Origin of the sequence: Streptomyces sp. NBC_01390 (assembly GCF_045040105.1) — a bacterium.
Lineage (GTDB): Bacteria > Actinomycetota > Actinomycetes > Streptomycetales > Streptomycetaceae > Streptomyces.
Map to the genome: position 1 here is coordinate 11,155,368 of NZ_CP109551.1, position 24,698 is coordinate 11,180,065.

The following is a 24,698-nucleotide window of genomic DNA, read 5'->3' on the forward strand; positions in this document are numbered from 1 at the left end:
GGCCACGCCCGTCGGTGTCGCTCAGAGGTTCGGAGCAGAATTTCCGAAACCTGACGATAGAAGCATCCAACCATCCGACTGTCCCGATTGTCTGACAGGGCATCGCACCACACGGGAACCAAACCGCACGGTAACCGAACCGCGCGGTGGCCGAAGGGGGCTGCTCGCCGATGAAACGCTTGACAACGGTGCTGGCAACGCTGGCGCTGGTATTAGCGGGGGGAGGCGCCATTCCGGCCGCCGCCACCGCTGCCACACCGCAGACCGCTGCCGCCTGCGAGACGGGCTGGGGGAGTCAGAACAAGTCGGAACCGGGATCGCTCGCGATGACCGGTGCCCTGGCGAACGTCCGGACCGGCCGTCACACCTGCTACGACCGGATCGTCTTCGACATCCCGGGCATGACCACCGCCGATCCGGCCCTGTACTGGGTGCAGTACGTGCCCGGCTTCAACCACGTCCCGTCCCAGACCGGGATCCCCGTCAAGGGCGGGGCGATCATCGAGATCGAGTTCACCGCACCGGTCAACCAGTCGCAGTATCCGGTCGAACTGGGTGATCCACTGCCGGGGCTGGACTTCACCGGCTACCAGACCTTCAGGGACGCCAAGTTCGGCGACTACTACTACTCGGCCACCCACATCGGACTCGGTGTCCGGGCCAAACTGCCGTTCCGGGTACTGGTACTGCCCGGACGGCTGGTGGTGGACGTGGCGCACACCTGGTAGCCGCGTCCCGGCTACCCGGCGTCGACGCTGACCCGACAAGCGGCCACGGCAGGGACTGCGTGACCGCTTCCGTCAGCCCGTAGGAGACCCGCGTCCGAGAGAGACGACCGAGACGACCGACGCGGCTCCGAAAAGGGATAGGCCATGCCGATAGATAGGCTGGCGGGTATGAACCCTGGCGCCCAGCACCCCGACGCCCCCGCCGCACAGCCGCTGCGCAGTGACGCCGAGCGTAACCGGGAGCGGATCATCGTCGCCGCGCGCACAGTGTTCGCGCGGGAAGGTCTGAACGCCTCCATGGCCTCCGTGGCCCGCGAGGCAGGCGTGGGGATCGCCACCATGTTCCGCCGGTTCCCCACCAAGGAGGAGCTGGTCGACGCCGTATTCTCCGACCGCATGGGCGCCTACGCCGACGCGGTCACCGTCGCCCTGGACGACCCCGACCCCTGGAACGGCTTTGTCGGTTACATCGAGGCCGCCTGCGCCATGCAGGCCGCAGACAGCGGCTTCGCCGACGTCCTGACCATGACTTTCCCCACCGCCAAGGTCCTGGAGCAACGCCGAAACCAGGCGTACGAAGCCATGCTGCGCCTCATCGACCGCGCGAAGGCCACCGGCCGCCTGCGCGAGGACTTCGACCCCTCGGACCTGGTACTGATCCACATGGCCAACGCCGGCGTCGTCAACGCCACCGGCGACGAGGCCCCGGACGCCTGGCGACGCGTCGTCGCCCTGTTCGTCCAGTCTCTTGAGACCCCGGCGCGCGGCCCCCTGCCCGACTCACCCGGGCACGAACCCCTCTACAAGGCCATGCTCCGAGCCGGCCGGGCCACCTCCGCGCCGGCGCCGGGCAAGAGCGGCTGACCCGGGGAACCAGAAGGAGACGGTATGCAGCCAGATGAACTTCGTCGAGCTGTTGAAGCAGGGCGGGCGACAGCTTCGGCGCTTGGCCTCCAGGTCGACGATGTGGTCGTCATCCACAACTCGGACCGCGTCGCGCTGCACCTGATCCCCTGTGGGGTGCTGGCCCGGGTCGCTCCTGCGGGGCAGCTGGCCGACTCCGAGTTCGAAGTGGAGGTTGCTCGCCGTCTCGCCGACGTGGACGCCCCGGTGGCTGAGCTGGACCCTCGGGTCGAACCCCGTGTCCATGTGCGTGACGCCTTCGCCATCTCCCTCTGGACCTACTACGAACCTGTGGCACCAGAGATCGCACCGGCCGACTACGCGGACGCCTTCACGCGCCACCACGCCGCCCTGCGGAAGGTCGACCTGGATGCGCCGCACTTCACCGAGCGAGTCGCCGGAGCGCTGAGAGAGGTGAACGACCGGGAGCGGTCCCCCGAACTGCCCGACGCCGACCGGCAGTTCCTCAGCGACACGCTCAGCGGACTGAGCGCAGCGATCAGCGGCTCGAAAGCCGACGACCAGCTGTTGCACGGAGAGCCGCATCCGGGGAACCTCCTCAACACGAGGAGCGGGCCGCTCTTCGTAGATCTCGCCACCTGCTGCCGTGGGCCGATCGAGTTCGACCTCGCCCATGCGCCCGAAGAAGTGGGACAGCACTACGCCGGGGCCGACCAGGACCTGGTTCACCGGTGCCGTGCTCTGAACTGGGCGATGTTCTCGGCCTGGCGCTGGCGCCAGAGCGATCAAATGCCCGACCGGGACCGCCGTCGAGCCGAGGGACTCGACCGGGTTCGTGCCGCGCTCGACCGCTGCGGACCGGTCTGAGCCGCAGACAGAGGGCCGACGCCCTCCCGTTCGTTGCGGTGGGCCCCGTTGTGGTGGGGTCAGTCAACCGGGCCCGCTACGAACGCTTCGGCGTCCGGAGAAGGCGCCGGTCCCCGGACAATGACGTCATGACGTCTCTCCACGCCAACCCCCTCTTCACCCGCCTCGCCGATGCCGAACGGATCCTCGTCGCGGGCGCGGGTGGCGGTTTCGACATCTACTCCGGTCTGCCGTTGGCCCTCTCCCTCCTGCATCAGGGCAAGCAGGTCCATCTCGCCAACCTGTCCTTCAGCGCACTCGCCGGTCTCCCGCTCGACGACTGGGCCGCCCCCGACCTCGCCGCCGTCACTCCCGACTCCGCCCCGCACCAGACCTACTTCCCGGAGCGGACCCTCGCCCAGTGGCTGCGCGCACACGGCTACCCGTCCACCGTCTACGCCTTCCCCCAGACCGGGGTACGTCCGCTGCGTGCCGCCTACCAGGCACTGGTCGAGCTGCACGACATCGACGCGGTGGTGCTGGTCGACGGCGGAACGGACATTCTGCTGCGCGGTGACGAAGCCGGGCTCGGCACTCCCGAGGAGGACCTCGCCAGCGTGGCGGCGCTGGCCGCGCTGGACGGCATACCGACCCGGCTCGTCGTGTCAGTGGGCTTCGGCGTGGACGCTTACCACGGCGTCAACCACGTGCACGTACTGGAGAACATCGCCGCGCTGGAGCGCGACGGTGCGTACCTCGGAGCGTTCTCGATACCGCGCGCCACCCGTGAGGGTGCTCTCTACCTCGACGCGGTGGCCCACGCTCAGCAGCACACCCCGGAGCACCCCAGCATCGTGAACGGATCGATCGCCGCAGCCGTACGCGGCTCCTTCGGTGACGTCCGGTTCACTGAGCGAACCCGGGGGAGCGAGTTGTTCGTGAACCCACTGATGTCCCTGTACTTCGCCTTCGACCTCCCGGGCCTGGCCGCCCGCTGCCTCTACCTGGATCAGATCGAGGACACCCACCTGATGCGTCAAGTCCAGTCGCGGATAGCCGAGTTCCGCGAGTCCAGAGTGACTCGCCCACCCCGTCGCTTCCCACACTGAATGTGACCCGCACTCCGGTCAGCCGGAGGCGAGGCGGTTCTTGAGTCCTTGTCCGTAGGCGGTCGGGGTCCCGTTGTAGTCGGTGATGAGCGACGGGCCGGACTTGCAGTCCCACGTGTTCCAGGTCCAGCCCAGGTAGCCGAGATCTCGGCTGTCCAGCCAGTTCATGAGGGTGTCGACGTAACCGTGGGCGCAGTCGTCCTGGCCGATCTCGCCGACCACCAGCGGATAGCGGGCGGCAACGGGCGCGATCTGGGAGTCCCAGCAGCTCTGGGTGTTGCAGCTGTTGAAGTTGTACGAGTGCCAGGACGCCACGAGTTTCCCGGCCGGGTCGGAGGGCGCGTAGGTCAGCCACCCCGTCAGATCGTTGGAGTAGTTGATGCCGCCGACCATGATGTAGTTGGTCGCGCCGGTGGACCGCACGGTATTGACGAGAGTCTGCATACCGGCCACGGAGTACAGGAAGCCGACGCAGGCCGAACCGCCGTCGCGCCAGCACTTCCACGAGGCGTTGTGGTCGAACATCACCAGGTTCGGGAAGGGCTCGTTGAACAGGTCGAAGACGACGGCCTGGTCGCTCTTGAAGGTGTCGGCCACAGACCTCCAGAAGTCCGGGGTGTGGTCGCTGTTGGGCATGGGCTTCTGGCACTGCGAGGCGTACGTCCAGCAACTGGAGCCGAAGCCTATGTGGACACCGCTGCTCCAGTGCAGTTCGAGAATGACGTACAAGCCGGCCTGGCGGAGCCGGGAGACGTAGTCGGAGACGGCGTTACGGTAATTGGCGCCGCTGTACGCGGAGTTGACGCCGTTGATGCCGAGCCAGCAGTCCTCGTTGAGCGGAACGCGGACGACGTTGGCCTGCCAGTTCTTGATCGCCTGGATCGACGTGCTGTCTGCGGGGCCGTCGAAGATGCCCCGGTTCTGCACGCACATGAACTCGGTGCCGGAACGGTTGACTCCGCGCAGCCTGGTGGGCAACGCCGGGGCTGAGGCGGAGGCGGCCTGCCCGGTGACGGACGTACTGCCCGCAGCCTGTGCGGCGGACACCGGCCCGGGCGCGAGCAGCACTCCGATCAGGCCGAGCAGCATGGCGAGAACGCCTGCCGTCCAGCGGATTCCAGCAGTGAAGTGACGAACTCTCATCGTGTCTCCCGATGGGGGGTGTTGCGTGGGGCGCGTCCGGTATGCGCCGCACGCCGGGGAAATCGCGGTGCGAGGTTGCTGAGCGGGTGGTGTTGGCGGGGTCATTGTTCCAGGCGGTCCACCTCCCGGGTGGAGTGACCGCACGACGGCGCGGGGGAGGGCCGACGCCGCCGGGCACCGGGGACCCCGGACGTTGCCCCTTAGGTCCTTCCGTCGTGGGGAGGAATTCGTCTACAACGGGTTGACAGGGCAGCTCAGTTACCAAGGAGGATCACCTGTGCACTCCATTGATCGGGAGCACCGCGAGGCCGGCGGGCGGGCATCGGACGCGACGCGCCGGACCAAGGCGCCGACGGCGATGAGCAGTGCGTGGATACGTCATCTGCAGCGCGTGGCCGCGGGCGGCGCCGGCCGGGCGACGGAGGCCTCCGGCCTGCCCCAGGTGCAGCGGGCCGCGGTGGACGAGGGACTGCGGTCGTCGTCGCGGCCTCTCGATACGGCGCTGCTCGGCGAGATGGAGGAGCGGTTCGGGGGCGCCGACTTCAGCGGTGTGCGGGTGCATGACGGGCCGGCGGCGCAGCGGGCAGCCGCCGCGGTCGAGGCCAGGGCGTTCACCACTGGCGCGCACATCGTCGATGGTGGCGGGATGTCGAAGAAGGACTGGGCGCACGAGCTGGCGCACACCCTCGACCAGGCGGCGGGACCTGTACCGGGCACCGACAACGGCGCGGGCCTGAGCATCTCGAGCGAGGGCGACGAAGGCGAACGCCGGGCGGTCGCGACGGCCGACCAGGTGATGGGCGCCCCCGCCCCCGTCCAGCGGCTGCCCGCCGAGCACGGGCACCCGTCAGACCACGCGGAGCACGGCCACGCGCAGCCGCACGCCGGTCCGGCGTCCGTCCAGCGGGTGGGGCAGAGCACCGCGACCGGGGGTCCCGCCGAACCCGGGCAGGCCGAGCAGAGTGCGGCGGCCGAAGGGGCAGGGAAGCAGGCCGACGGGGCGGAAGTCATCGCCCGCCTGAGCCAGTCGATCGAACTGCACACGGTCCAGAAGAAGATGAAGAAGAACGTTTTCGCGCCGGGCACCTGGTGGCCCGAACAGTGGATGCGCGAAGGGCCGGCCAGGCTCAGGAAGACCCTCGACCGGCGGGTGATGCGCGGCGAGGCCTTCAACGACCAGGACCTGGACGACATCAAGCACCTCTCCTCGGTGAATGCCGAGTGGCTCCAGAAGGTGGGCATCGGCACCTACGAGCAGGCGGAGAAATACAGTGAGGGCGGGTTCAAGGACTGGCTGACGCTTCCCGCGGGCAAGCGCGTCCTCACGGCCACCCTCGCCGTCCGTGCCAACCACCCGGCCGTGCGCGAGGCGGGCCAGGACACCCCCATCTCGCCGGACTACACACTCGGCCGCTTCATGCTCACCAAGGCGCCCGGTGTCGAGCCGAAGGAGAAGGAGAGCCTGGAGCGGGAGCGCGACCAGCAGATCCGGGAGACGGCCATCGACACCCTGCACCCGGCCGGGATCGCACCCGAGCGCCGGCACCCGGACGGCCTCCCCGACGCGAGTCCGGCGACAGTCAAGGGCAAGGGCAAAGCCACGAGCGCGACGTCACCCCACGAGGCGAAGGACGCACGCGCCCGCGAGATGCTCACCAAGGTGCTGCTCATCCTGCAGCACGGGCTGAAGCTGTACGACCCGGAGGCCGGGGCGCACGTGGCCGACTACGAGAAGGACGTCATCCGCGCCCTCGCCCACGGCGGCCGGGTGAACATTCGTATCCCCGCGCTGAGTTCCGCCGCCGCCCCCGCCTACTCGCTGCCCGAGTTCCTGGGCGTGACCCAGGACGACAGCTCGGACACTCGCGCAGGGGACGTCGTCGATCGCGGCTTCGCCACGCACCGGACCTCCATCGGAGCCAACAAGGAGGGCAGGCCCGGCGCGTTCAAGGAGAAGGGGGGCATCCTGGCGTCGGCCACCAACGCGGTGTCCATCGGTGCTGATCGTCCGGACCTGTGGGGACAGGACATCTCCGGAGGCGGTCTCGGCTCCAAGGACTGGAACGGCGATGTGGTGCTGCCGAACGGGTCGTACGGCCACATGCTGCTGGTCCACCACCGGCCGACCACGAAGAAGGACGGTTCACTGCAGATCGGCATCGAGACCCTGGCGCCGCACTCCGCCAGTCCGGTGGGCTACGAGCACGACTTCCGCTCCACCGAGGCCACCGCCAACCCGGAGTCGGTCATGCACGGCCACAAGGGTGACAAGGTCGGCTCGGGCGGGCTGGGCAAGAACGAACGCCTGGTCGAACTGGCGGAGCTGGGCAAGGCCCATGCCAGCGGCGACTGGCGGACCTTTCTGGACGAGATCAAGAAGCAGTGGGACGCCGCGCTGGCGGAGACCGAGGACGGCTCGAAGCAACGGCGGGCCCTGTACGAAGGCCTGGTCGGACCCAGGACGCCGCCGAGGTCCTGACGACAGCGGCCCTGCGGCCGGGCGGGGCCGGCCGCGGGGCAGGCATATGGCCGCAGGGCGCGGTGAACGTCGGCCGGGGTCGCCGCACGTGCGGGCGGGCCCGCCCCGTTGGGTGACGATCCTGTGACAGGGAGTGTCGGATGCGGGGCCGGGTCCCCCGGGCCCGCGCCCATGGTGGAGAATCGGTGCCATGAGTGAGAACGTCTACTTCCAGGTTTCCGCGAACGGTGAGGACCTCGGGCGCATCGTCTTCCGGCTGTTCGACGATGTCGTGCCGAAGACCGCCCGCAACTTCCGCGAGCTGGCCACCGGCCAGAACGGTTACGGCTACAAGGGTGCCCCCTTCCACCGCGTCATCCCCGATTTCATGCTGCAGGGCGGTGACTTCACCAACGGCAACGGCACGGGCGGCAAGAGCATCTACGGTGAGAAGTTCGCCGACGAGAACTTCCAGCTCAAGCACGACCGGCCGTTCCTGCTGAGCATGGCCAACGCGGGTCCGAACACCAACGGCTCGCAGTTCTTCATCACCACCGTGGTGACCCCGTGGCTCGACGGCAAGCACGTCGTCTTCGGTGAGGTCGTCGAGGGTGCGGACATCGTCAAGACGATCGAGGGGCTCGGCAACAGCTCCGGCGCCACCAAGAAGAAGCTCGTCATCGAGGAGAGCGGCGTCGTTTCCCCCTCCTGATCATCGTCTGTGATGCGCCTGCGGCCACTGGACACGGCGAGTGTCCAGTGCTGCCGGAGGGCGCGACACCGACGGGGGACGGGCTGGGTGCCGTCGGCGCCCGGCCCTGTCCCGGGTGGCGTCGACTCGGACTTCCACCACCAGCCCGGGTCGCCCACGTGACAGCCGAGGTCTCCTGCGTGTCCATCCCGCGGAGAACACCCAGCCCGTTCACGAGTGCCGGCGCCGGCGGTCGGGGCCGACAGCCGACGAGAGCTCGGCCGGCCGCATACGGCATCACATCCCGCGTATACAGGCAGGTTGACGGAACGTCACATGCCGCGACCCGGCTGGTGTTCGGTGCCGCGCGGGTCGTCTGATCGTTCGCGACCGGTTCCACTACACCGGGACCCGCGGAAATCGAATACGACCGACGCGTTGACTTCTGTATGGGGTGGGCCCTAGCTTCGGCGCCGGGTGGTTCGACGGAACGTGCGTCGTTCGATATATCGACCAAAGTTGTGGGATTTGGAAGTGCCGTCGGGTCGAGGCATCCCCAGAACGACAGGAGATGTACATGCGTGCGGTTCTCTCCCGGCTGGCGACGATATTGGTCGCCGCCGCCCTGCTCCTCACCTCCCAGGTCCTGACAACGCCCCAGCGGGCCGCCGCCGCCGACCCGGGCTACCTGATGGTGCACTTCACGGGCGAGGGGTCGACCAACCAGCAGATGTATCTCTCGCACAGCACGGACGGCGTGCACTGGAACGACCTCAACGGGGGAGGGATGGTCCTGCGCTCCACGGTCGGCACGAAGGGCGTGCGTGACCCCGCGCTGGTGCGCTCTCCCGACGGCAGCAAGTACTGGATCGTCGCGACCGACCTGTGCATCTCCTGCGGGCAGACCTGGAGTCAGTCCATCAACGACGGCAGCCGCAACCTCGTGGTGTGGGAGTCGACGGACCTCGTCACCTGGTCGCAGCCGCGATTGCTGAACGTCGCCGGTGCCATCCCCGACGGGCGCAACGCGTGGGCGCCGGAGGCGATCTGGGACCCGGCGAGCAACGACTACATCCTGTACTGGGCGACGAACGTGCCCTTCAACGGCGCGACGAAGCACCGCATCTTCTACGCCCACACCAGCGACTTCCGCACCATCAGCACCCCGCAGAGCTACATCGAACGCCCCGGCGCCCAGGAGATCATCGACACCCAGGTCATCGAGGTGCCGTCCGGCGTCGGCAACTACCGCTACGTACGGGCCTCCGGCGACGGCCAGATCACCCTCGAAGGCAGCAACTCGATCCTCGGAACGTGGACCAACCTCGGCAACCTCTCCGGCATCGGTCTCACCGGCGCGATGGTCGAAGGCCCGATGTGGATGAAGTTCAACGGCACCAACAAGTGGGGCCTCTACCTCGACCAGTACGCCTCCAGCGGCGGGTACATGCCGGTCCTGACGACCGACCCGTCCAATCCCGCCGCCTACCAGAAGCAGGCGTCGAGCAGCTACAACATGGGTGTCACCAAGAAGCGCCACGGCTGGATCCTGAACCTGACGGCCGCCGAGGAGAACCGTGTCCTCGCCCGCTGGCCCAACACCGCGGTCAACCGGCTCCAGTCGTACAACTTCCAGGACCGGTACGTCCGGCACACCAACTTCGACGTGCGTATCGACCCGAACGTCAGCCCCGCCGAGGATTCCGGGTTCCGGCTGCGGACGGGCCTCGCGGGCTCCGGGACCGTCTCCTTCGAGTCGGTGAACTTCCCCGGGTACTTCCTGCGGCACTCGGACTTCGACTTCCAGCTCGCGTACAACGACGGCACCAGCCAGTTCGCCCAGGACGCCACCTTCAACCAGGTCGCCGGGCTCGCCGACCCGACCTGGTCGTCGTTCCAGTCCTACAACCACCCCGACCACTACATCCGCCACTACGCCTACCAGCTGCGGCTCGACCCGATCACCACCGCGACGGGACGCGCCGACGCCACCTTCCGAGTGACGAGCTGACCCGCCAGCGGTCCTGATCCGGGCTCAGATCCAGGTGTCGAGCCACATTCTGGCGTGCCAGTCGGCGTACGGCATCGTCTGCCCGGAGTAGATCGGGAAGAAGTAGACGAAGTTCCAGGCGATGAGCAGGACGAGTACACCTGCGGCCACCGCGCCACGCGCCCGGCGCCCTTCGGTTGCGCCCGGCGGGCCCAGCAGGGCTGCCAGCATCATGGTGACGGCCAGGCACAGGTACGGCACGAAGACGATCGCGTAGAAGGAGAAGATCGTGCGGTCCTGGTACAGGAACCACGGCAGATATCCGGCACCCACCGCACACAGGATGGCGCCGGCACGCCAGTCGCGGCGCAGCGCCCACCGGTAGAGCAGATACACGAGCGCGCAGCACGCCGCCCACCACAGCAGCGGGGTGCCCAGGGCGAGGACCGCCTGTGAGCAGTCGGTCGTCGTGCGACACCCGTCGGTGCCGGGTTTCGGTGACTGGTAGTGGAACAGCACGGGCCGGCTCTGGATCAGCCAACTCCAGGGATTCGACTCGTACTTGTGCGGGATGTGCAGACCGATGTTGAACCGGTACACCCCTGACTCGTAGTGCCACAGGCTGCGCAACGGCGCCGGAATCCACGACCAGGCGCCGCCGCGGCCGTCCGCCCAGTGGCGTCCGTATCCGTCGTCGGACAGGAACCAGCCGGTCCATGTCGCCAGATACGTCAGCATGGCGACCGGAACTACGGTCAGCACCGATCTGCCGAGGTCCCTGCGCAGCACCGCACGGTAGGGGTGACGCGCTCCCGCCACGCGGCGTGAGCCGACATCCCACAGCAGGGTGAGGACCACGAAGGAGACGAGGAAGTACAGACCGTTCCACTTGGTCGATGCCGCCAGCCCCAGGAAGAGGCCCGCTGCAGCCCGCCAGGGCCGCGCTCCCGTTCCGGCGTGATCGCCGGTGTGCGCGTCGGGGCGTACCCGGCCGTCCTCGTCGACCGGCAGCGCCGCCGCGAGCCGGGCGCGCGCGTGGTCGCGGTCGATGAGCAGGCTCGCGAACGCCGCCAGTACGAAGAACATGACGACGAGGTCGAGCAGGGCGGTGCGGCTCATCACGTAGTGCAGGCCGTCCAGCGCCATCAGTACTCCGGCGAGGCAGCCCAGCAGTGTCGAACGGAACAGACGGCGCCCTGCCCGGCACAGCATCAACACCGACAGTGTGCCGAGTACCGCTGTCATGAAGCGCCAGCCGAACGGGGTGAGACCGAACATCCACTCGCCCACGGCTATCACCCACTTGCCTGTGGGCGGGTGCGCGACGAAGGAGCCGGTGTCGGAGAGCGGGATCACCTGCGGGTCGGCAAGGATCTGCGGGTCGGCGATCTTGCGGTCCGGCCAGGTGCCCTCGTAACCGAGCCGCAGCAGCGACCAGCCGTCCTTGGCGTAGTACGTCTCGTCGAACACCACCGCCCGGGGGCTGCCCAGCTGCCAGAAACGTGGCAGCCCGGCGAACAACGCCACCAGCAGCGGCCAGCCCCACCCGGCCCGGCGCCGTGGCTGTGGTGCGGGAAACGGCGCGATGAGGCGGTTCTGCACGGACGCCTGCGCGTGCCCGACGTACCCGAAACCGCGCATTCGCCGTTGCCAGGAGACCGACGGAGGATCTGCCGCGTTCCCGGTCACGGGGACGGTCACGGGGACGGTCACGGGGACGGTCACGGGCGCGTTCTTCTGGATCACGTGGTGGGTTTTCCGCTCGTCATGAGTCGGTACGGCGACGACTGGGGCCGAGCGGTCGGCGTGGAGGCCGGATTCGAGCGCACTTCGGCGGTCGACGCGGGGCGGACCACCGGCGGCCCTGGGACCGACTCGGCGGAGGTGACGGGGCGGGGCCGGGGAGTGGTACCGCCGTGGGCGACAGTGTCCGACAGAGCCATCAGCCCGACTCCACACCCGGCGATCGTCAGCGCGGCACCGGTGGCCATCCATGCCGTCCGGAACCGCTGCCGGGCGCGCACGGCAACTCGCAGCCGGAGCCGATGCCGGTCTTCGTACGGCGTGTCCTGCCGGCTGTCACGCAGCATCCGCGCCAGGTCCTGCTCGAAGTGATCCATGGCTCCTTCTTCACTCCACCGGTTCGACCGCGTCGGACATGAGCCGCCGCAACCGCGCGACACCGCGTGCCGTCAGAGAACGGGCGGTGCCCACCGGACACCCCAGCGCCTCAGCGACCTGCTGCTCGGGCAGATCCTGGTAGTAACGCAACACGACCGCGGTGCGCTGCCGCGCCGGCAGCAACGCCAACATGGCCTCCAACCGGGTCCGTTCGTCCACGGCGGCGGTCGCGTCGGACACCTCGGGCGGATCGGGCAACTGGTCCACAGGGCGTTCGCCCCACCAGCGGCGCCGTGCCGAGCGGGCCGCGGCACGGGCCAGAACCTTGCGCACGTACGCCTCGGGCGCCTGCTCGGCCACCTTCGGCCAGGCGAACCAGAGCTTGACCAGCGCCTCTTGCAGCAGATCCTCGGCGCGGTGCCGGTCTCCGCCGGTCAGCAGCCGCGCCAGGTGAAGCAACACCGACCACCGAGCCGCCACGAAGCGGTCGAACTCATCGGCCCGCAACTGCCCCATCGGTGTCGCCCCTTGCCCCCTGCCGGACTCGCCGGCCCTTACCTCGTCTGTGCGGCGCGGAGCGGCGGACCCATCCGTCGACCGCATACGCCGCCGCGCGACCGCGGACCTCCTACACCCTTCACTAAGACACTGGGCCACACCTGGCTATGCACCCCGACCATGTGGCATGGCTCACACGCCGCGTTGCCGGTGCTCCTGTCCGGCCCGGACGTGCCTCGGGCCCACCCCGATTGACAGGATGGGCCCGAGATCGGGGAGCCGGTGTCAGCCGATGTGGAAACTGTCCCCGTAGACCTTCCAGTCCAGCGGCGGATCCAGGTTCAGGTTCCCCTTGCGGAGGAAGACCCGCTGCGCGGTGTCGACCCGGCTGGTGTCCGAGTGGGCCTCCTCCTGCTTCATCGCCCAGACCCGGGCGTCGAGGAAGGCGTTCAGATACGTCACCTCGTTGCCGCCCTGCGCCGGCGGCTTGGCCTTGGCCAGCGCCCGCTTGCGAATGTTGCCGAAGCTGGTGCTGTCGCCGCCGTTGCCGTGCATGACGATCGCGTCGTAGTACGCGAACTGCCCGAGTACGCCGATGCCGTCGGCCTTGCCCTGCTTGACCGACGGGTTGAAGTAGACCCGGTCGCGCTCGTCGTTCTGCGCCTGTTGGAACGCCGAGTCCTGGGCCGCGCGGCGCCAGTCGGCGGGGTAGCCGGGGTCCAGGCCCTGGTGCGAGTCGCTGCCGTCGACGTCGCGCAGGGCAGGCAGGTACTTGGCCAGGACGTTGCCCGGCTTGCGCCGGGTGTAGAGCTCCACGAGGTCGAGCATGTCGCCGGTGCCGGAGCAGAAGCCGATGATCCCGGCGGTGTAGCCGCGACCGTCGCCGATGTCCTCGATGTACTTGTACTGGGCCTTCCAGTCCAGCGACGAGTTCTCCGCGCTGGACACCAGCTTCATGGCGATCTCCTTCTTCGCCGGATCGTCCAGGCCGACGGCCGCGGCGGTCGCGGACTGACTCGCGACGAGGGGGCCCGCCACCAGGGAGGCTCCGATCAGGGTGAGCAGCGTGCGGCGTGAGGTGCGTATGTGGGGGGTGTGCACGGGGTCCCTCCAGGGGTTGAGTCGTGCGCTCAGTCGGGTGCCCGGTCGTTCGAGCAGACTGTTAGGAAGGTTTCCTACCAGACTTTCCGAACGGCGTACACCCATCAAGGAAGGGGGAGTTGGGCAGTGTCAGCCTGGCGAAGGGGTCAGCAGGGGTGTCACCGCGCAGTGCTGCGAGCGTCCACGAGTAGCCGCTGCACATCCGACACCAGCTGTCGAAGCCGTCCCGGCCGCACCATCTCACTCTCCATCCACTCGTCCAGGCGCGGACGCAGATGCCGCACAGTGCCGGGTCCGTGGCGACGCAGCACCGAACGACTGACCGAGATCTCTTCCTGGATCTCCCGTCGGAGATCATCGGTCCAGCCCTGGCTCCGGTCGACTTCGCCCAGAGGCGCCTTGAGGGCGGCCACTGCCTCATCAAGCACCTCAAGCAAGTCCAAGGCTCCTCCAAGGTCCGGGACAAGGTCCCCGGCGTGCGCTGCTGCGGCCACCATTGTGGACTCGCCAACCACGAGGAAAACCGTTGGGCTGCCCGACTCGCCTCAGGCACGATCGACTTGTGGACACTTACCTGGAGACCGAGCGCCTGGCCCTGCGCCGCTTCACCGCCGATGACGCGGACCTGCTGATCGAGCTGGACAGCGACCCCGCGGTGATGCGCTACCTGACCGGCGGCCGTCCGACCCCGCCGGAGCTCATCCGTGATCGCTACCTCCCGAACATCCTCGCCGGCTACGAGAAGTGGGGCGGCGACCTCGGACTGTTCGCCGCGCAGGAGAAGGACGGTGGCACGTTCATCGGCTGGTTCATCCTGCGTCCCGAACCGGAGGGGCCGCTGGACGCAGTCGAACTCGGCTACCGGCTGTGGCAGTCGGCTTGGGGCAAGGGCTACGCCACGGAGGGCTCGCGGGCCTTGCTGGGCAAGGCGTTCACGGAGCTCGGTGTGCACACGGTCTGGGCCGAGACGATGGCTGTGAACCGTGGTTCGCGCAACATCATGGAGAAGCTCGAAATGACACTCGTGGACACCGCCCCCACTCCTTCCGACATGGAGACGGTCGAGGGCTCCGAGCATGGAGGCGTACGGTACGAGATCACCAAGGAGCAGTGGCGGCAGCAGTAGCAACTGGGCGATCAGCGGCCGCGCTTCGCGTCCGGTTGTTCCTGCCGTCCCGGCTGATGACGGCCTTCCGGACCGGGATCTCTTGCCTGGAGCGCACTCCACGCTACTAGCGTGCAGTCCATGAAGTACACGCAGCTCGGACGCACGGGACTCAAGGTCAGCCGACTCGTCCTCGGCACCATGAACTTCGGTCCGCAGACCAGCGAGGTCGACAGCCACGCGATCATGGACGCGGCGCTGGACGCGGGCATCAACTTCTTCGACACGGCCAACGTGTACGGCCGGGGCGAGAACAAGGGCCATACCGAGAGCATCATCGGCAACTGGTTCGCGAAGGGCGCCGAGCGGCGCGACAAGGTGGTCCTCGCCACCAAGGTGTACGCCAGCATGGGCGCGGACGGCGAGGCGTGGCCCAACCACGACAAGCTGTCGGCGGTGAACATCCGGCGCGCCGTAGACGCGTCGCTGAAGCGGCTCCAGACCGACTACATCGACGTCTACCAGTTCCACCATGTCGACCGGGACACCCCGTTCGAGGAGATCTGGCAGGCCGTCGACGTACTGGTCCAGCAGGGGAAGATTCTTTACGCGGGGTCGAGCAACTTCCCGGGATACAAGATCGCCCAGGCCAACGAGATCGCCGCCCGTCGCGGCGGCACCATCGGCCTCGTGAGTGAGCAGTGCCTCTACAACCTCTACGAGCGCCGCGCCGAGATGGAGGTCATCCCGGCCGCGCAGGAGTACGGCCTCGGGGTCATCCCGTGGTCGCCGCTGCACGGCGGTGCGCTCGGCGGCGTGCTGAAGAAGCAGGTCGAGGGTGGTCGGCGCAGCGAGGGGCGAGCCGCGGGCGGCATGTCCGGCCCTGAGGTACACGCGAAGATCCAGGCGTACGAGGACCTGCTCGAGAAGCACGGTCTGGAGCCCGGCGAGGCCGCCCTGGCCTGGCTGCTCACCCGCCCCGGCGTGACCGGCCCGATCGTCGGCCCGCGCACGGCGGAGCAGCTCGAATCCGCCCTGCGCGCAATAGAGTTGGAGCTGAGCGAGGAACTGCTGGCCGGGCTGGACGAGATCTTCCCGGGACCGGGACCGTCTCCGGAGGCCTTCGCCTGGTAGTGGTCGCGATCGCGGCCCGCGAAGCGGGCCCGGCCCCGGTACGGCCGCCACCAAGGGCCCTTCCGTCATCTCCCTCGTAAGGGTGCAGACGGCTGTGGCGGCGACGGGGGCGGTGTCACCGGCCTGGGCGGGTGTGGGGGTTGTGTATGCGGGGGGCTGCGGTCACGGCCAGAGGCGGTGGCACCCGTGGCGATGAGCACGGTGCGACGACCGATCTGCGTGGGCAACGTTTCCCATTTCTCTGTCATGAACATGGAAAGATGATGGGGAGGTGAGGGAAGGAGTGTGGATCCAGAGAGCCGAAAAGGTGTCAAGTCTCTTATTGGATAAGGGGGTTGAGATTTTCCGACTACGCATGGCTGCCGTAGTCGGCCGGTGATCTTCGCTGATACGGTCCGGTCATGCCGCGCCTGGTGGAAGTCCCTGGGTATGTACGTTTCTTGACCGCCTCGGCTGTGTCCGCGTTCGGGTCTCAGGTCACGGGGCTGGCGTTGCAGATCCTTACCGCTGTGGCGCTGAGCGCGTCCGCCACGGAGGTCGGCATCGTCAATGCCGCCCGCTGGGTGCCGTATCTGCTCTTCGGGCTCATAGCCGGGGTCGTGGTGGACCGTTGGCGGCGCAAGCCGATGATGGTCGCCACGGACTTCGGAAGGGCACTCCTGCTCGGTGCCATACCGGTGCTGTATGCGCTGGACCGGCTCAGCATCCCCGCGCTGTGCATGTTCGTCTTCGTGTTCGGGGTGCTGTCTTTGCTGTTCGAGGCGGCGAACCAGTCGTATGTGCCACAACTGGTTCCGAAGGAGCTGCTCAACGCGGGATACGCCCGTGTGCAACAGGCCGGCGCGGTGGCCGGCTCGACCGGCCCTCTGATCGCCGGGGTACTGATCAAAGTCATGGGAGCGCCGCTTGCCGTGCTGGTGGACTCCCTCACCTATCTGATGTCCGGCCTGCTGCTCGCCTCGGTGAAGGCACCCGACCCCGTCCCTGATCGAGGCGGACGGCGCAGCCTGGGCAGCGAGCTGCGCGAGGGGGTGGCATGGGTCTACCGGCATCGCACGCTGGCGTCCATCGCCCTGACCTCGCACGCGATGCTCCTCTTCAACAGCATGGTGAGCACGGTCTTCGTGGTCTTCGCGCTGCACAGCCTCAAGATCGGGGAATTCGGTCTTGGGGTCACCTACGCATGCGCGAGTGCCGGCGTGATACTCGGCGGTGCGCTCTCGGGGCGCGTGGCCAGAAGACTGGACGTCGGTGCCACTCTGATCGCCTTCCGCCTGCTCGCCGCCGTCGGCTGGCTGCCCCTGGTCCTGGCCGAGCGCGGACCGTGGGCGCTTGCCTCCGTGTCGCTCGGCTTCTTCCTCGTGTCCCTGGCCATCGGCGCCGAAAGCCCGGTGGAGATGAGCTACCGCCAGGCGGTGACGCCCGGTCGGCTGCGCGGGCGGATGAACGCGACGATCCGCTCGATGAACTGGGGAATGGTGGCGGTGGGTGCACCACTTGGCGGAGTGCTCGCCGACCAGGTCAGCTATCGCTTCGCCCTGTGGATCGGACTGTCCGGAGCAGTCGCCCAGGCACTCGTGCTGATGTTTTCTCCCACTCGGAGGGCCTGTACCGCCGACGGACTCGATTCCCCGACAGCTGACCTGACACAGCACGACGCAGAAGTCCAAGCAGGGGAGAGCAAGGACTGATCGGCTCGCGGTGGCATTTGGGGCCCAGTACCCGGGCGACCGTGGACGTGGCCCTCCATGTACGCCTCCTGGCCGCAGGAGGCGAAGGCGCTTCTCTGCACCGACTGAACGCTGCGCGCTCAGGGATCGGCGCTTGAGCACCGCGCGCTTTCCCAGGAGACGTCCATCCGCCTGGTGCGCAAGTTGGTGGGATCGCTGCCCCGGCGCTGGTTGGGTGCCTGCGGGCGACAAGGCGGCGGCCCCACAGCCTGCTCAGCTCGCAGGCGCCCCCCTTGTGTGGGGCCGTTACCCCTGCGAGGTGATGCTCAAGGACCGGATGAGCTGGGCCAGTTCTTCACGAAAGAGCTTTTCCGGGCTGAGAGCCTGGGTCTGTAGGTGGCCGTAGATCTCAAGTGACACCAGGCCGTGCAGGTGGCTCCAGATGCGCAGGGCGAGGGCCACGGCGGCCGGGGGCAGGTCGGGGAAGGCCGGGCGGACCTTGTCGAGGAGACCGGCGTCGAAGTCGGACCACTCGAAGTCGCTGTCCGCGTAGCGGTGTTCGGCGTGCGGCCAGGCGGCGGCCGCCAGCGCGGTGATGCCGGTACAGACACGGTGGGCGGCATCCGGGGCGGCGCCGCCCTCGGGGGGCCGGTAGCCGGGCACGGGGTCACCGTAGATGAGGCGGAAGCCCTCGGGGTTGGCCAGCGCCCAGTTCCTGAAGGCACAGGCCCATGCCTGGATCCGGGCGGCCGGGTTCTCGGCGGGGGCGGCGTCCCAGGCATCGTCCACCGTGTCGGCCAGCGCGGTGTAGACGTTGTTGATCAGCGTGGTGACCAAGTCGTCACGGGTGGCGAAGTAGCCGTAGATGGCGTTGGCCGTCATCCCCATCTCGCGAGCGATGGCCCGCAGCGTGATCGCGTCGGGTCCTCCCGAGGCCATCAGCTCCAGCGCGACCTTCTTGATCTCGGCGGTCGTCTCGGCCCGCAACCGCTCGCGGCGTCCTTTGATGCTTCCCACGCTTCCCACGATCAGTCACTCTACAGCGTCACAATACCGAGTGCCGTATCAATACTTCACGCCGTATAGTTTCTGCATGCCGTGAAAAGAAGATGACGGCATGGGCAACTGACGCATGAGCAACCAGGGGAGAGTCATGCACATCGGAGTGATCGGGGCGACGGGCGGCATCGGCAGTCGCGTCGTCGCCGAAGCACTCGGCCGGGGGCACCAGGTCAGGGCATTCAGCCGCGACGCCACGCGGATCGACGAGGACCGGAAGAACGTCGTCTGGCAGAGCGTCGACGTCCTCGACGCCGACGCCATCGCCGCCGTCATACCCGGCCTCGACGTCCTGATCAGCGGGTTCCAGCCCGGAAATGCCACCAAGGACATCGCCGACACGGTGGCCCGCTCGATCGCCGATCCGACGGTGTACGCCACAGCCGCGCGAGCACTCCTGAAGGCGCTGGAGAGCCATCCCCGGACCCGGCTCATCGTCATCGGCGGCGCCGGCAGTCTGGAGATCGAGCCCGGACTCGTACGGGCCGACTCCGACGAGCTGTTGCACGAAACCCTCGACGCGATCGGCCTGCCGAGGGAGTACACCGCCGCGGTGCGCGGCCACCGGGACGCCTTGGACGTCCTGCGTACCTCCAACCGGTTGTGGACCTACTTCAGCCCCGCGGAGGACATAGCGCCCGGCGAGCGTACGGGCCGGTTCCGGATCGGCGGCGATCAGCCCGTACTCGACGCGGACGGGCGCAGCCGCATCTCGGTGGAGGACGCCGCCGTCGCCCTCGTCGATGAGGCGGAACTGCCCCGTTTCGTCCAGCGCCGCTTCACCATCGGCTACTGAACCGACGGCTGCGGACCAACGGCGCAGCCGTGGCTTCCCGTCCCTTCAGGGCAAGGAGCGTGTCAGGCCCCTGGGTGCAGGCCGAGCGAGCCGGGGGTGGGGTCGCCCTTGACCTCGCCGAAGTAGAGGGCGAAGGTCTGCTTCCAGCGTTCGACGGCGGCACGGTCGGACATGAAACGGGGGAAGCCGTCGACGTGGGCGTTGGGGTACTCCCAGATGGGCTTGAGGCCTGCCGGGGGTGTGATGTCGGTGCGGACGGACCAGCCGTTGAAGGAGCCGTTCTGCATCTCCGTCGACAGCTGCCAGTTGAGGTAGAGCTTGGCGGCGGTGGTGTTCTTCGCCTGCTTGAGTACGGCTGTGCGCTGGCCCCAGGCCATGAAGGGGTGTCCGGCGCCGATGGCGAACGTCACGGGAGTGGTGCTGACCGCGGACCCGGCGGTGCCGACACCGATGGTCTTCTGCCCGCCGAAGACGGCTTCGCCGGGCGTGTTGCTGCCACGGGAGAACCGCACGTCCTGGGCGGCGAGCTTGGCGACCCAGTCCCAGCCGTACTTCTGCGCGTACAGGGTGTAGAGGTAGAGGACGGCGTCGTCGTCGTGCGGGTAGGCGGAGGCGATCTTGCCCTTCCACTTCGGGTCGACCAGGTCGCGCGGGGTGAGTGGTGTGGTCGTGCCGACCGCCGCCGTGTCGTACAGGAAGCTGAAGGCGATGGCTCCGGTGGCGACCCAGGCGCCCTCGGGGTCCTTGAACTTGTCGTGGACCTTGGCGAAGCCGGCGGGCTTGTAGCGCAGGAGGCGGCCCTGCTGCTTCCAGCGGTCGAAGTCCTGCAGGGTCTGGAACTGTACGACGTCCGGGACCAGGGTGTCGGTGGCGAACTGGTTGTCGACGCGGACGTCGTGGTACTTGCTGTAGTCGACGATCAGTGTCAGGTCGAGGTCGGGGAAGCGGGCCTTGAAGGCCGCCTTGGTGCCGTCCTGTTGGGTGGGGGTGTCACCGCCGGCGTAGACGACGAGTTTGCCGCCCTCGGCGAGCGCGGCTCGGTAGAGCTCGTCGAGGGTCCTTCTCTCCTCGCCCGGGGTGGTGCCGCGGGAGGCGGCGGGGGCGGCAGTGGCCGGGGCGGTGTTCGCGGCGACCGCGCCGATGCCGAGGGCGGCGCCCGCTCCGGTGGTGAGGACGCGTCGTCTGCTGAGGAAGCTGGACATGCTGAGGAAGCCTCTCTGGTGGGGGGTGGTGTACGAAGTCGTCCGTCGCTCCGGGAGTGAGTTGGTACGGGGCGCCGGGCGGCCTCCATAGTTGCCCGCTGTCCACGTCTGGGCAACGTTTCCCACGGGTGGAATCTCACATTCAACCGAACGGTTGAACGTTTCCTCGCGGCTCGTTCGGGGGCTTGGGCGGGCTACGCCGGTGGGCGGCCCGTGGTCCGGCACGGCACGAGGGTGGGGGAGAGGATGACCCGCTCGGTGGGGTTTGTGTCCGGGAGGACACCCGGCCGAGTTACGGCTTCTTCATGGCGCCCACCACCGCCAATCCCCAGGGTCTGACGACCGTTCCCGAGGAGTGGGGCATGGGCAACTCCAAGAACCACATGATCCTGCTCCAGATCGAGGAGTGGTTCCACAGCGGCCTGGTGGGCATCCGGCAGGCGCGCGGGAAGGCCGGTTTCCGCGAGCTGGTGATCGACCCCCGCCCGGTCGGCGGTCTCACCCGCGCCGAGGGCAGCTACCGCACGCCGTACGGTGTGGTGTCCGCGCGGTGGACGCGAAGGAACGGCACGTTCCGGCTCGACGTGGAGCTGCCCGCGAACACCAGCGCGCAGGTACTGCTCCCCGCGGACGACCGCACCCCTCACTCCGTCGGCTCGGGGAGGCACACGTTCACCGCGCGCGATCCCCTGACCGGCTCCCGGGAAGCCGGGAGGTGATACGGGCGTTGACCCGGCGCATCCAGTCAGCGTCGGTGTGCCACATGGGGTGGTGCGGGGCGGCGTTGGAGGTCAGGACGACGCCCTGGAAGCCCGCCGCGAGGCAGCGGTCGACGACGAACTCGGCGATGTCCTTGCCGACGGCGTCCTCCTCGAAGCGGGTCAGGAGCGGGGTGTAGCCCACGACGCCCTCACCGAGGACCGCGGGGATGCCGCGCACGCGGGCGAACTCGGCGACGGAGTCGACCCACCCGGCCAGCGTCTCCCGCATGGCCTGCCGGTGCGCCGGATAGTTCTCGTAGAGCCACAGGTCCCAGCGGTCGGGGTCCACCCAGTCGTGTGCGTAGAACAGTTCGCGCGGGATGCCCGTGGCGGCCAGTCGCCACGGTTCGTCCGGCTGGTAGTCGGCGAAGGCGGGGGCGTCGGGGCGCAGCATGGCGGCCAGTTCGGGGGTGGGCCAGGTGGCCGTCTCGGGCGCCGCCTCGGTGCCGTGGCCGAGTCCCACCGTCTCGTAGAGCGCGCCGAGCACGCCGTAGACGTAGAAGTGGAAGTGCGCGATCTGCGCCCCCTGAGGCAGGTCGTCGATCTCGCTCGGCCAGGGCTCGCCCAGTGAGTAGGTGACGGGGATGCCGGGGTGGCGTGCCTGCAGCAGCTTCACGGCGCGGTCGAGGGGGCCGCGCAGATAGGCGTAGTGGGTGGCGCCGTCGCGCGGTACCAGGGAGCAGTTGTCGACCTCGTTGTGCACCTCGACGTAGGCGACGTGGTCGGCGAGGCCGTGCTCGGTGAGGAAGTCGAGGAGTTCGGCGAGGGCTTCGGCCACCGCCTCCGCGCGGTCAGGGCCGGGCACGTCGGCCAGGGCGCGGTGCCAGGTTTCGGTGTCGGCGAAGCTGGGGGACTGCTGGTACTCCCAGGAGGACACGATCACCTTGCAGTCGTGCCGGGCCGCCGCTTCGAACAGCTCGACGAGCCGTCGGCGGCCGTCCAGCGGGTAGCCGCCGCGGACGTCGTACCAGCGGGTGCGCTGTCCGAACTCCTCGCCCAGGCCGCGGACCTGGACGGACTCCGGGGCAGGGACGCGTCCGGAGAACAGCAGGAAGGGCATGGCGCAGACGCGCACGGTGTTGAAGCCCCGGTCCACCGTCTCGGCGAAGGCGCGGTCGAGATCGGCGAACGGCTCACCGGGGCCTGCCTGTGTGTACCAGCTGAAGTCCCAAAGGGTGATGGCCAGTTGGCCCGTGGTCCCGGGCGTGGTGGCTTGCTGCGGTGCGGTCATGGGGTCACCCGTCGTTCGTGTGCGGAGGGGGCCGTCGGCGGCTGGACGGCAGCACCCTAGCTCAATTCATTATTTATGAATAATCCTTGACGGGGGTAGTGAGGTTGTCCACGCTGTGGGGCATGACCGAATTCATCCACCCGTCCCGGCGTACCGTCCTCACGGCAATGGGCGTGGCAGCCGGCTTCGTCACCCTGCCGGCCTGGCCACAGACGGCACGAGCGGCGGACGGCCCGGTGCTCGACAGCCACCCGGCCAACGAGCCCTCCGGCACCCATGTGCGTGATGTCGGCGGCACCAACGTCGTCTTCCAGTACGGCGCGGTGCTCCCGGCCTTCGACGGCTGGCGCACCCATGAGCCCACCCGCGACTACCTGTCCCTGGACAGGCGGTGGCGGTTCCGCTTCGACCCCGCCGACCGGGGACTCGGTGAGGCCTGGCAGTCCCCGCGCCTCGACGACCGGGGCTGGGGCCTCATCGACGTCCCGGCGGCCTGGGACCTGCTGAACACCCCCGGCTTCGGCTCGGAGGCCGCACCCTTCGGCAAGGGCACGGCTTTCAACGACGGCTACGCCTGGTACCGCACCACCGTCGACGTACCAGCGTCTTGGCGTGCCCGGCACGTGCGCATCGCCTTCCTGGCCGCCGGATACAGCGCCGAGGTCTGGCTCGACGGCACGCACCTGGGCAAGCACGAAGGCGCCAACTCGCCCTTCGCGCTCCCGGTGGACGGGGCACTGCGGCCCGGAACGCGCCAGACGATCGCCGTAAGGGTCTTCCGCCGGGCGAGCTACACCGACTACACGGCCTCGGCTCCCCAGCCGGTCACGGACGACCACGAGCTGCCGTACAAGCCCGTCGACCACTGGCCCTACGCGGGGCTGACCCGGTCGGCCTGGATCGAGGCGGTCCCGCAGGTCACCGTCGCCAAACTGCTCGTGGCCGCCGCCGACGGCCGCCTGGAGGCGCACGCGGTCGTCGAGAACCACGGTGACTCGGACTTCGACGGCCGGCTCACCCTGGACCCCGGACGGGGGAGCGGTGGCCGGCCCACCGTGGTCGCGGCCCGGATCGCCGCCCGGTCGGCGGACGTCGTACGCGTCGTGCTCCGCATACCCGGAGCCCCGCACTGGAGTCCGGCCTCGCCGCGTACGCTCACCGCCCGCGCCACCCTCGCCGCCGGGAGACACTCGGGCCCGCCGGTGGACACGCTGTCCACCGTGTACGGCATGCGTGAACTGGCCGTCGGCGAGGCGCAGTTGAAGCTGAACGGCAGGCCTGTCTTCCTCAAGGGCCTCAACTGGCACGAGGAGACGGCCGCGCACGGCAGGGCGATGACACCGGCCGAGTACGACCGGGAACTGGGCCACATCACGGCACTGGGCGCCGACTTCATCCGCAACTGCGTCTACAACCGCCACCCCTACGTCTACGACTGGGCGGACGAGCACGGCGTCATGGTGATGGACGACATCGACACCATGTGGCTCAACACGGCCCAGGAGAAGCTGCAGACCGAGCGCTACGGCCTCGCCCGCGCCCTGGCCCTGACGATGGCGTGGAACCAGCACAACCACCCCTCGGTGATCCTCTGGGGACTCCAGAACGAGTCGGAGATCGACGCCGCCGGCGCCCCGGTCTACCGGGCCTGGCTCGCCGATCTCAAGGCGGCGGTGAAAGCCGTCGACCTCACCCGCCGACCGGTGACCTGGGCCTCCAGCACCAGCAACGACCCCGCCTTCGACCTCGCGGACGTGATCGGGTTCAACGAGTACTTCGGCTACTTCTACGGCCAGGACGCCGACCTCGGCACCACGCTGGACGCCGTGCACGCGAAGTACCCCGACAAGCCGATCCTGATCACCGAGAACGGCACCTGGTCCGTGGCGGGCACCCACGGACCCGCCATCACCCAGGGCACGGAGGAGTGGCAGGCGGCGAGCTTCACCGCCCACTGGGCGCAGGTGACCGCGCGCAGCGATTTCGTCGCCGGTTTCACCTACTGGGTCCTCAAGGACTACAAGGAGCGGGCCGGCTACAACCAGGCCTACAACGGCATTTCCGTCATGGGCCTGCTCACCTTCGCCGAGGAGCGGCCCAAGCTCGTCTACGACGCGTACCGGAAGGCCGCCGGTCCGCGGGGCAGCTGACCCTCGGGGCCGGCGGCCCGTGAGCGGGGGAGGGGCGGCCT

At 68.6% G+C, this 24,698-nt stretch carries 22 protein-coding genes; 13 read left to right on the forward strand and 9 right to left on the reverse strand.

Features of this window, described 5'->3' with window-relative positions:
- Positions 1–170: 170 nt before the first annotated feature.
- The 4 genes from OG241_RS49740 (at position 171) to OG241_RS49755 (ending at position 3,547) form a co-directional block, all read left to right on the forward strand.
- Positions 171–728 carry a hypothetical protein gene (locus OG241_RS49740; RefSeq protein ID WP_405825815.1) on the forward strand — a complete coding sequence of 186 codons (558 nt, stop codon included), beginning with the start codon at positions 171–173 and terminating at the stop codon, positions 726–728.
- Positions 729–896: 168 nt separating this feature from the next.
- Positions 897–1,592: a TetR/AcrR family transcriptional regulator gene (locus OG241_RS49745; protein ID WP_405825817.1), complete on the forward strand. Its 696-nt coding sequence runs from the start codon at positions 897–899 to the stop codon at positions 1,590–1,592.
- Positions 1,593–1,616: 24 nt separating this feature from the next.
- The gene (locus tag OG241_RS49750) at positions 1,617–2,459 is read left to right on the forward strand and encodes a phosphotransferase family protein (RefSeq protein WP_405825818.1); all 843 of its coding nucleotides are present in this window, start codon (positions 1,617–1,619) and stop codon (positions 2,457–2,459) included.
- Between the two features lie 128 nt (positions 2,460–2,587).
- On the forward strand, positions 2,588–3,547 hold the full coding sequence (locus OG241_RS49755) for a DUF1152 domain-containing protein (protein ID WP_405825820.1): 960 nt from the start codon (positions 2,588–2,590) through the stop codon (positions 3,545–3,547).
- An 18-nt stretch (positions 3,548–3,565) separates the two neighbouring features.
- Here OG241_RS49755 and OG241_RS49760 read toward each other — a convergent pair whose 3' ends face one another.
- Positions 3,566–4,690, reverse strand: coding sequence for a glycoside hydrolase family 5 protein (locus OG241_RS49760; protein WP_405825822.1), 1,125 nt, complete (start codon positions 4,688–4,690; stop codon positions 3,566–3,568).
- Positions 4,691–4,967: 277 nt separating this feature from the next.
- Between OG241_RS49760 and OG241_RS49765 the strand changes: the two genes are divergently transcribed.
- The 3 genes from OG241_RS49765 to OG241_RS49775 all read left to right on the forward strand — a co-directional run bounded on the left by OG241_RS49765 (position 4,968) and on the right by OG241_RS49775 (position 9,850).
- Positions 4,968–7,169 (forward strand): DUF4157 domain-containing protein, encoded by a 2,202-nt coding sequence (locus tag OG241_RS49765; RefSeq protein WP_405825824.1) that lies wholly within the window; start codon positions 4,968–4,970, stop codon positions 7,167–7,169.
- 190 nt (positions 7,170–7,359) lie between these two features.
- Positions 7,360–7,860: a peptidylprolyl isomerase gene (locus OG241_RS49770; RefSeq protein WP_405825826.1), complete on the forward strand. Its 501-nt coding sequence runs from the start codon at positions 7,360–7,362 to the stop codon at positions 7,858–7,860.
- A gap of 556 nt (positions 7,861–8,416) precedes the next feature.
- Complete coding sequence (locus tag OG241_RS49775; protein WP_405825827.1) at positions 8,417–9,850, forward strand: glycoside hydrolase family 43 protein; 1,434 nt, start codon at positions 8,417–8,419, stop codon at positions 9,848–9,850.
- Between the two features lie 24 nt (positions 9,851–9,874).
- On the opposite strand, the gene OG241_RS49780 is transcribed toward OG241_RS49775, so the two are convergent.
- From OG241_RS49780 to OG241_RS49800, 5 genes are all read right to left on the reverse strand, one after another.
- A complete protein-coding gene (locus OG241_RS49780) occupies positions 9,875–11,470 on the reverse strand; it encodes a dolichyl-phosphate-mannose--protein mannosyltransferase (RefSeq protein WP_405826864.1) in 1,596 nt (531 codons plus the stop codon).
- A 101-nt stretch (positions 11,471–11,571) separates the two neighbouring features.
- Entirely contained in the window at positions 11,572–11,949 is a 378-nt protein-coding gene (locus OG241_RS49785) for a hypothetical protein (RefSeq protein WP_405825828.1), read from the reverse strand.
- Between the two features lie 10 nt (positions 11,950–11,959).
- The gene (locus OG241_RS49790; RefSeq protein WP_405825829.1) at positions 11,960–12,466 is read right to left on the reverse strand and encodes a SigE family RNA polymerase sigma factor; all 507 of its coding nucleotides are present in this window, start codon (positions 12,464–12,466) and stop codon (positions 11,960–11,962) included.
- A gap of 267 nt (positions 12,467–12,733) precedes the next feature.
- Positions 12,734–13,549: a chitosanase gene (locus OG241_RS49795; RefSeq protein ID WP_405825831.1), complete on the reverse strand. Its 816-nt coding sequence runs from the start codon at positions 13,547–13,549 to the stop codon at positions 12,734–12,736.
- 158 nt (positions 13,550–13,707) lie between these two features.
- Entirely contained in the window at positions 13,708–13,977 is a 270-nt protein-coding gene (locus OG241_RS49800) for a hypothetical protein (RefSeq protein ID WP_405826866.1), read from the reverse strand.
- A 134-nt stretch (positions 13,978–14,111) separates the two neighbouring features.
- Between OG241_RS49800 and OG241_RS49805 the strand changes: the two genes are divergently transcribed.
- The 3 genes from OG241_RS49805 (at position 14,112) to OG241_RS49815 (ending at position 17,479) form a co-directional block, all read left to right on the forward strand.
- A complete protein-coding gene (locus tag OG241_RS49805) occupies positions 14,112–14,675 on the forward strand; it encodes a GNAT family N-acetyltransferase (protein ID WP_405825833.1) in 564 nt (187 codons plus the stop codon).
- 120 nt (positions 14,676–14,795) lie between these two features.
- Positions 14,796–15,788 carry an aldo/keto reductase gene (locus tag OG241_RS49810; RefSeq protein ID WP_405825835.1) on the forward strand — a complete coding sequence of 331 codons (993 nt, stop codon included), beginning with the start codon at positions 14,796–14,798 and terminating at the stop codon, positions 15,786–15,788.
- Positions 15,789–16,189: 401 nt separating this feature from the next.
- Positions 16,190–17,479 (forward strand): MFS transporter, encoded by a 1,290-nt coding sequence (locus OG241_RS49815; protein ID WP_405825837.1) that lies wholly within the window; start codon positions 16,190–16,192, stop codon positions 17,477–17,479.
- A gap of 285 nt (positions 17,480–17,764) precedes the next feature.
- Here OG241_RS49815 and OG241_RS49820 read toward each other — a convergent pair whose 3' ends face one another.
- A complete protein-coding gene (locus OG241_RS49820; protein ID WP_405825839.1) occupies positions 17,765–18,475 on the reverse strand; it encodes a TetR/AcrR family transcriptional regulator in 711 nt (236 codons plus the stop codon).
- A 136-nt stretch (positions 18,476–18,611) separates the two neighbouring features.
- On the opposite strand from OG241_RS49820, the gene OG241_RS49825 reads away from it, so the two are divergent.
- On the forward strand, positions 18,612–19,313 hold the full coding sequence (locus OG241_RS49825; protein WP_405825841.1) for an NAD(P)-dependent oxidoreductase: 702 nt from the start codon (positions 18,612–18,614) through the stop codon (positions 19,311–19,313).
- A 62-nt stretch (positions 19,314–19,375) separates the two neighbouring features.
- Here the strand turns inward: OG241_RS49825 and OG241_RS49830 are convergent, their stop codons facing one another.
- Positions 19,376–20,515: an ABC transporter substrate-binding protein gene (locus OG241_RS49830; protein WP_405825843.1), complete on the reverse strand. Its 1,140-nt coding sequence runs from the start codon at positions 20,513–20,515 to the stop codon at positions 19,376–19,378.
- Positions 20,516–20,820: 305 nt separating this feature from the next.
- On the opposite strand from OG241_RS49830, the gene OG241_RS49835 reads away from it, so the two are divergent.
- Positions 20,821–21,234: an alpha-L-rhamnosidase C-terminal domain-containing protein gene (locus tag OG241_RS49835; RefSeq protein WP_405825845.1), complete on the forward strand. Its 414-nt coding sequence runs from the start codon at positions 20,821–20,823 to the stop codon at positions 21,232–21,234.
- On the opposite strand, the gene OG241_RS49840 is transcribed toward OG241_RS49835, so the two are convergent.
- On the reverse strand, positions 21,188–22,507 hold the full coding sequence (locus OG241_RS49840; protein WP_405825847.1) for a cellulase-like family protein: 1,320 nt from the start codon (positions 22,505–22,507) through the stop codon (positions 21,188–21,190). The genes OG241_RS49835 and OG241_RS49840 overlap by 47 nt on opposite strands.
- Positions 22,508–22,629: 122 nt before the next feature.
- Here OG241_RS49840 and OG241_RS49845 point away from each other — a divergent pair, with 122 nt between their 5' ends.
- On the forward strand, positions 22,630–24,657 hold the full coding sequence (locus OG241_RS49845) for a glycoside hydrolase family 2 protein (protein ID WP_405825849.1): 2,028 nt from the start codon (positions 22,630–22,632) through the stop codon (positions 24,655–24,657).
- The last annotated feature ends 41 nt before the right edge of the window (positions 24,658–24,698 follow it).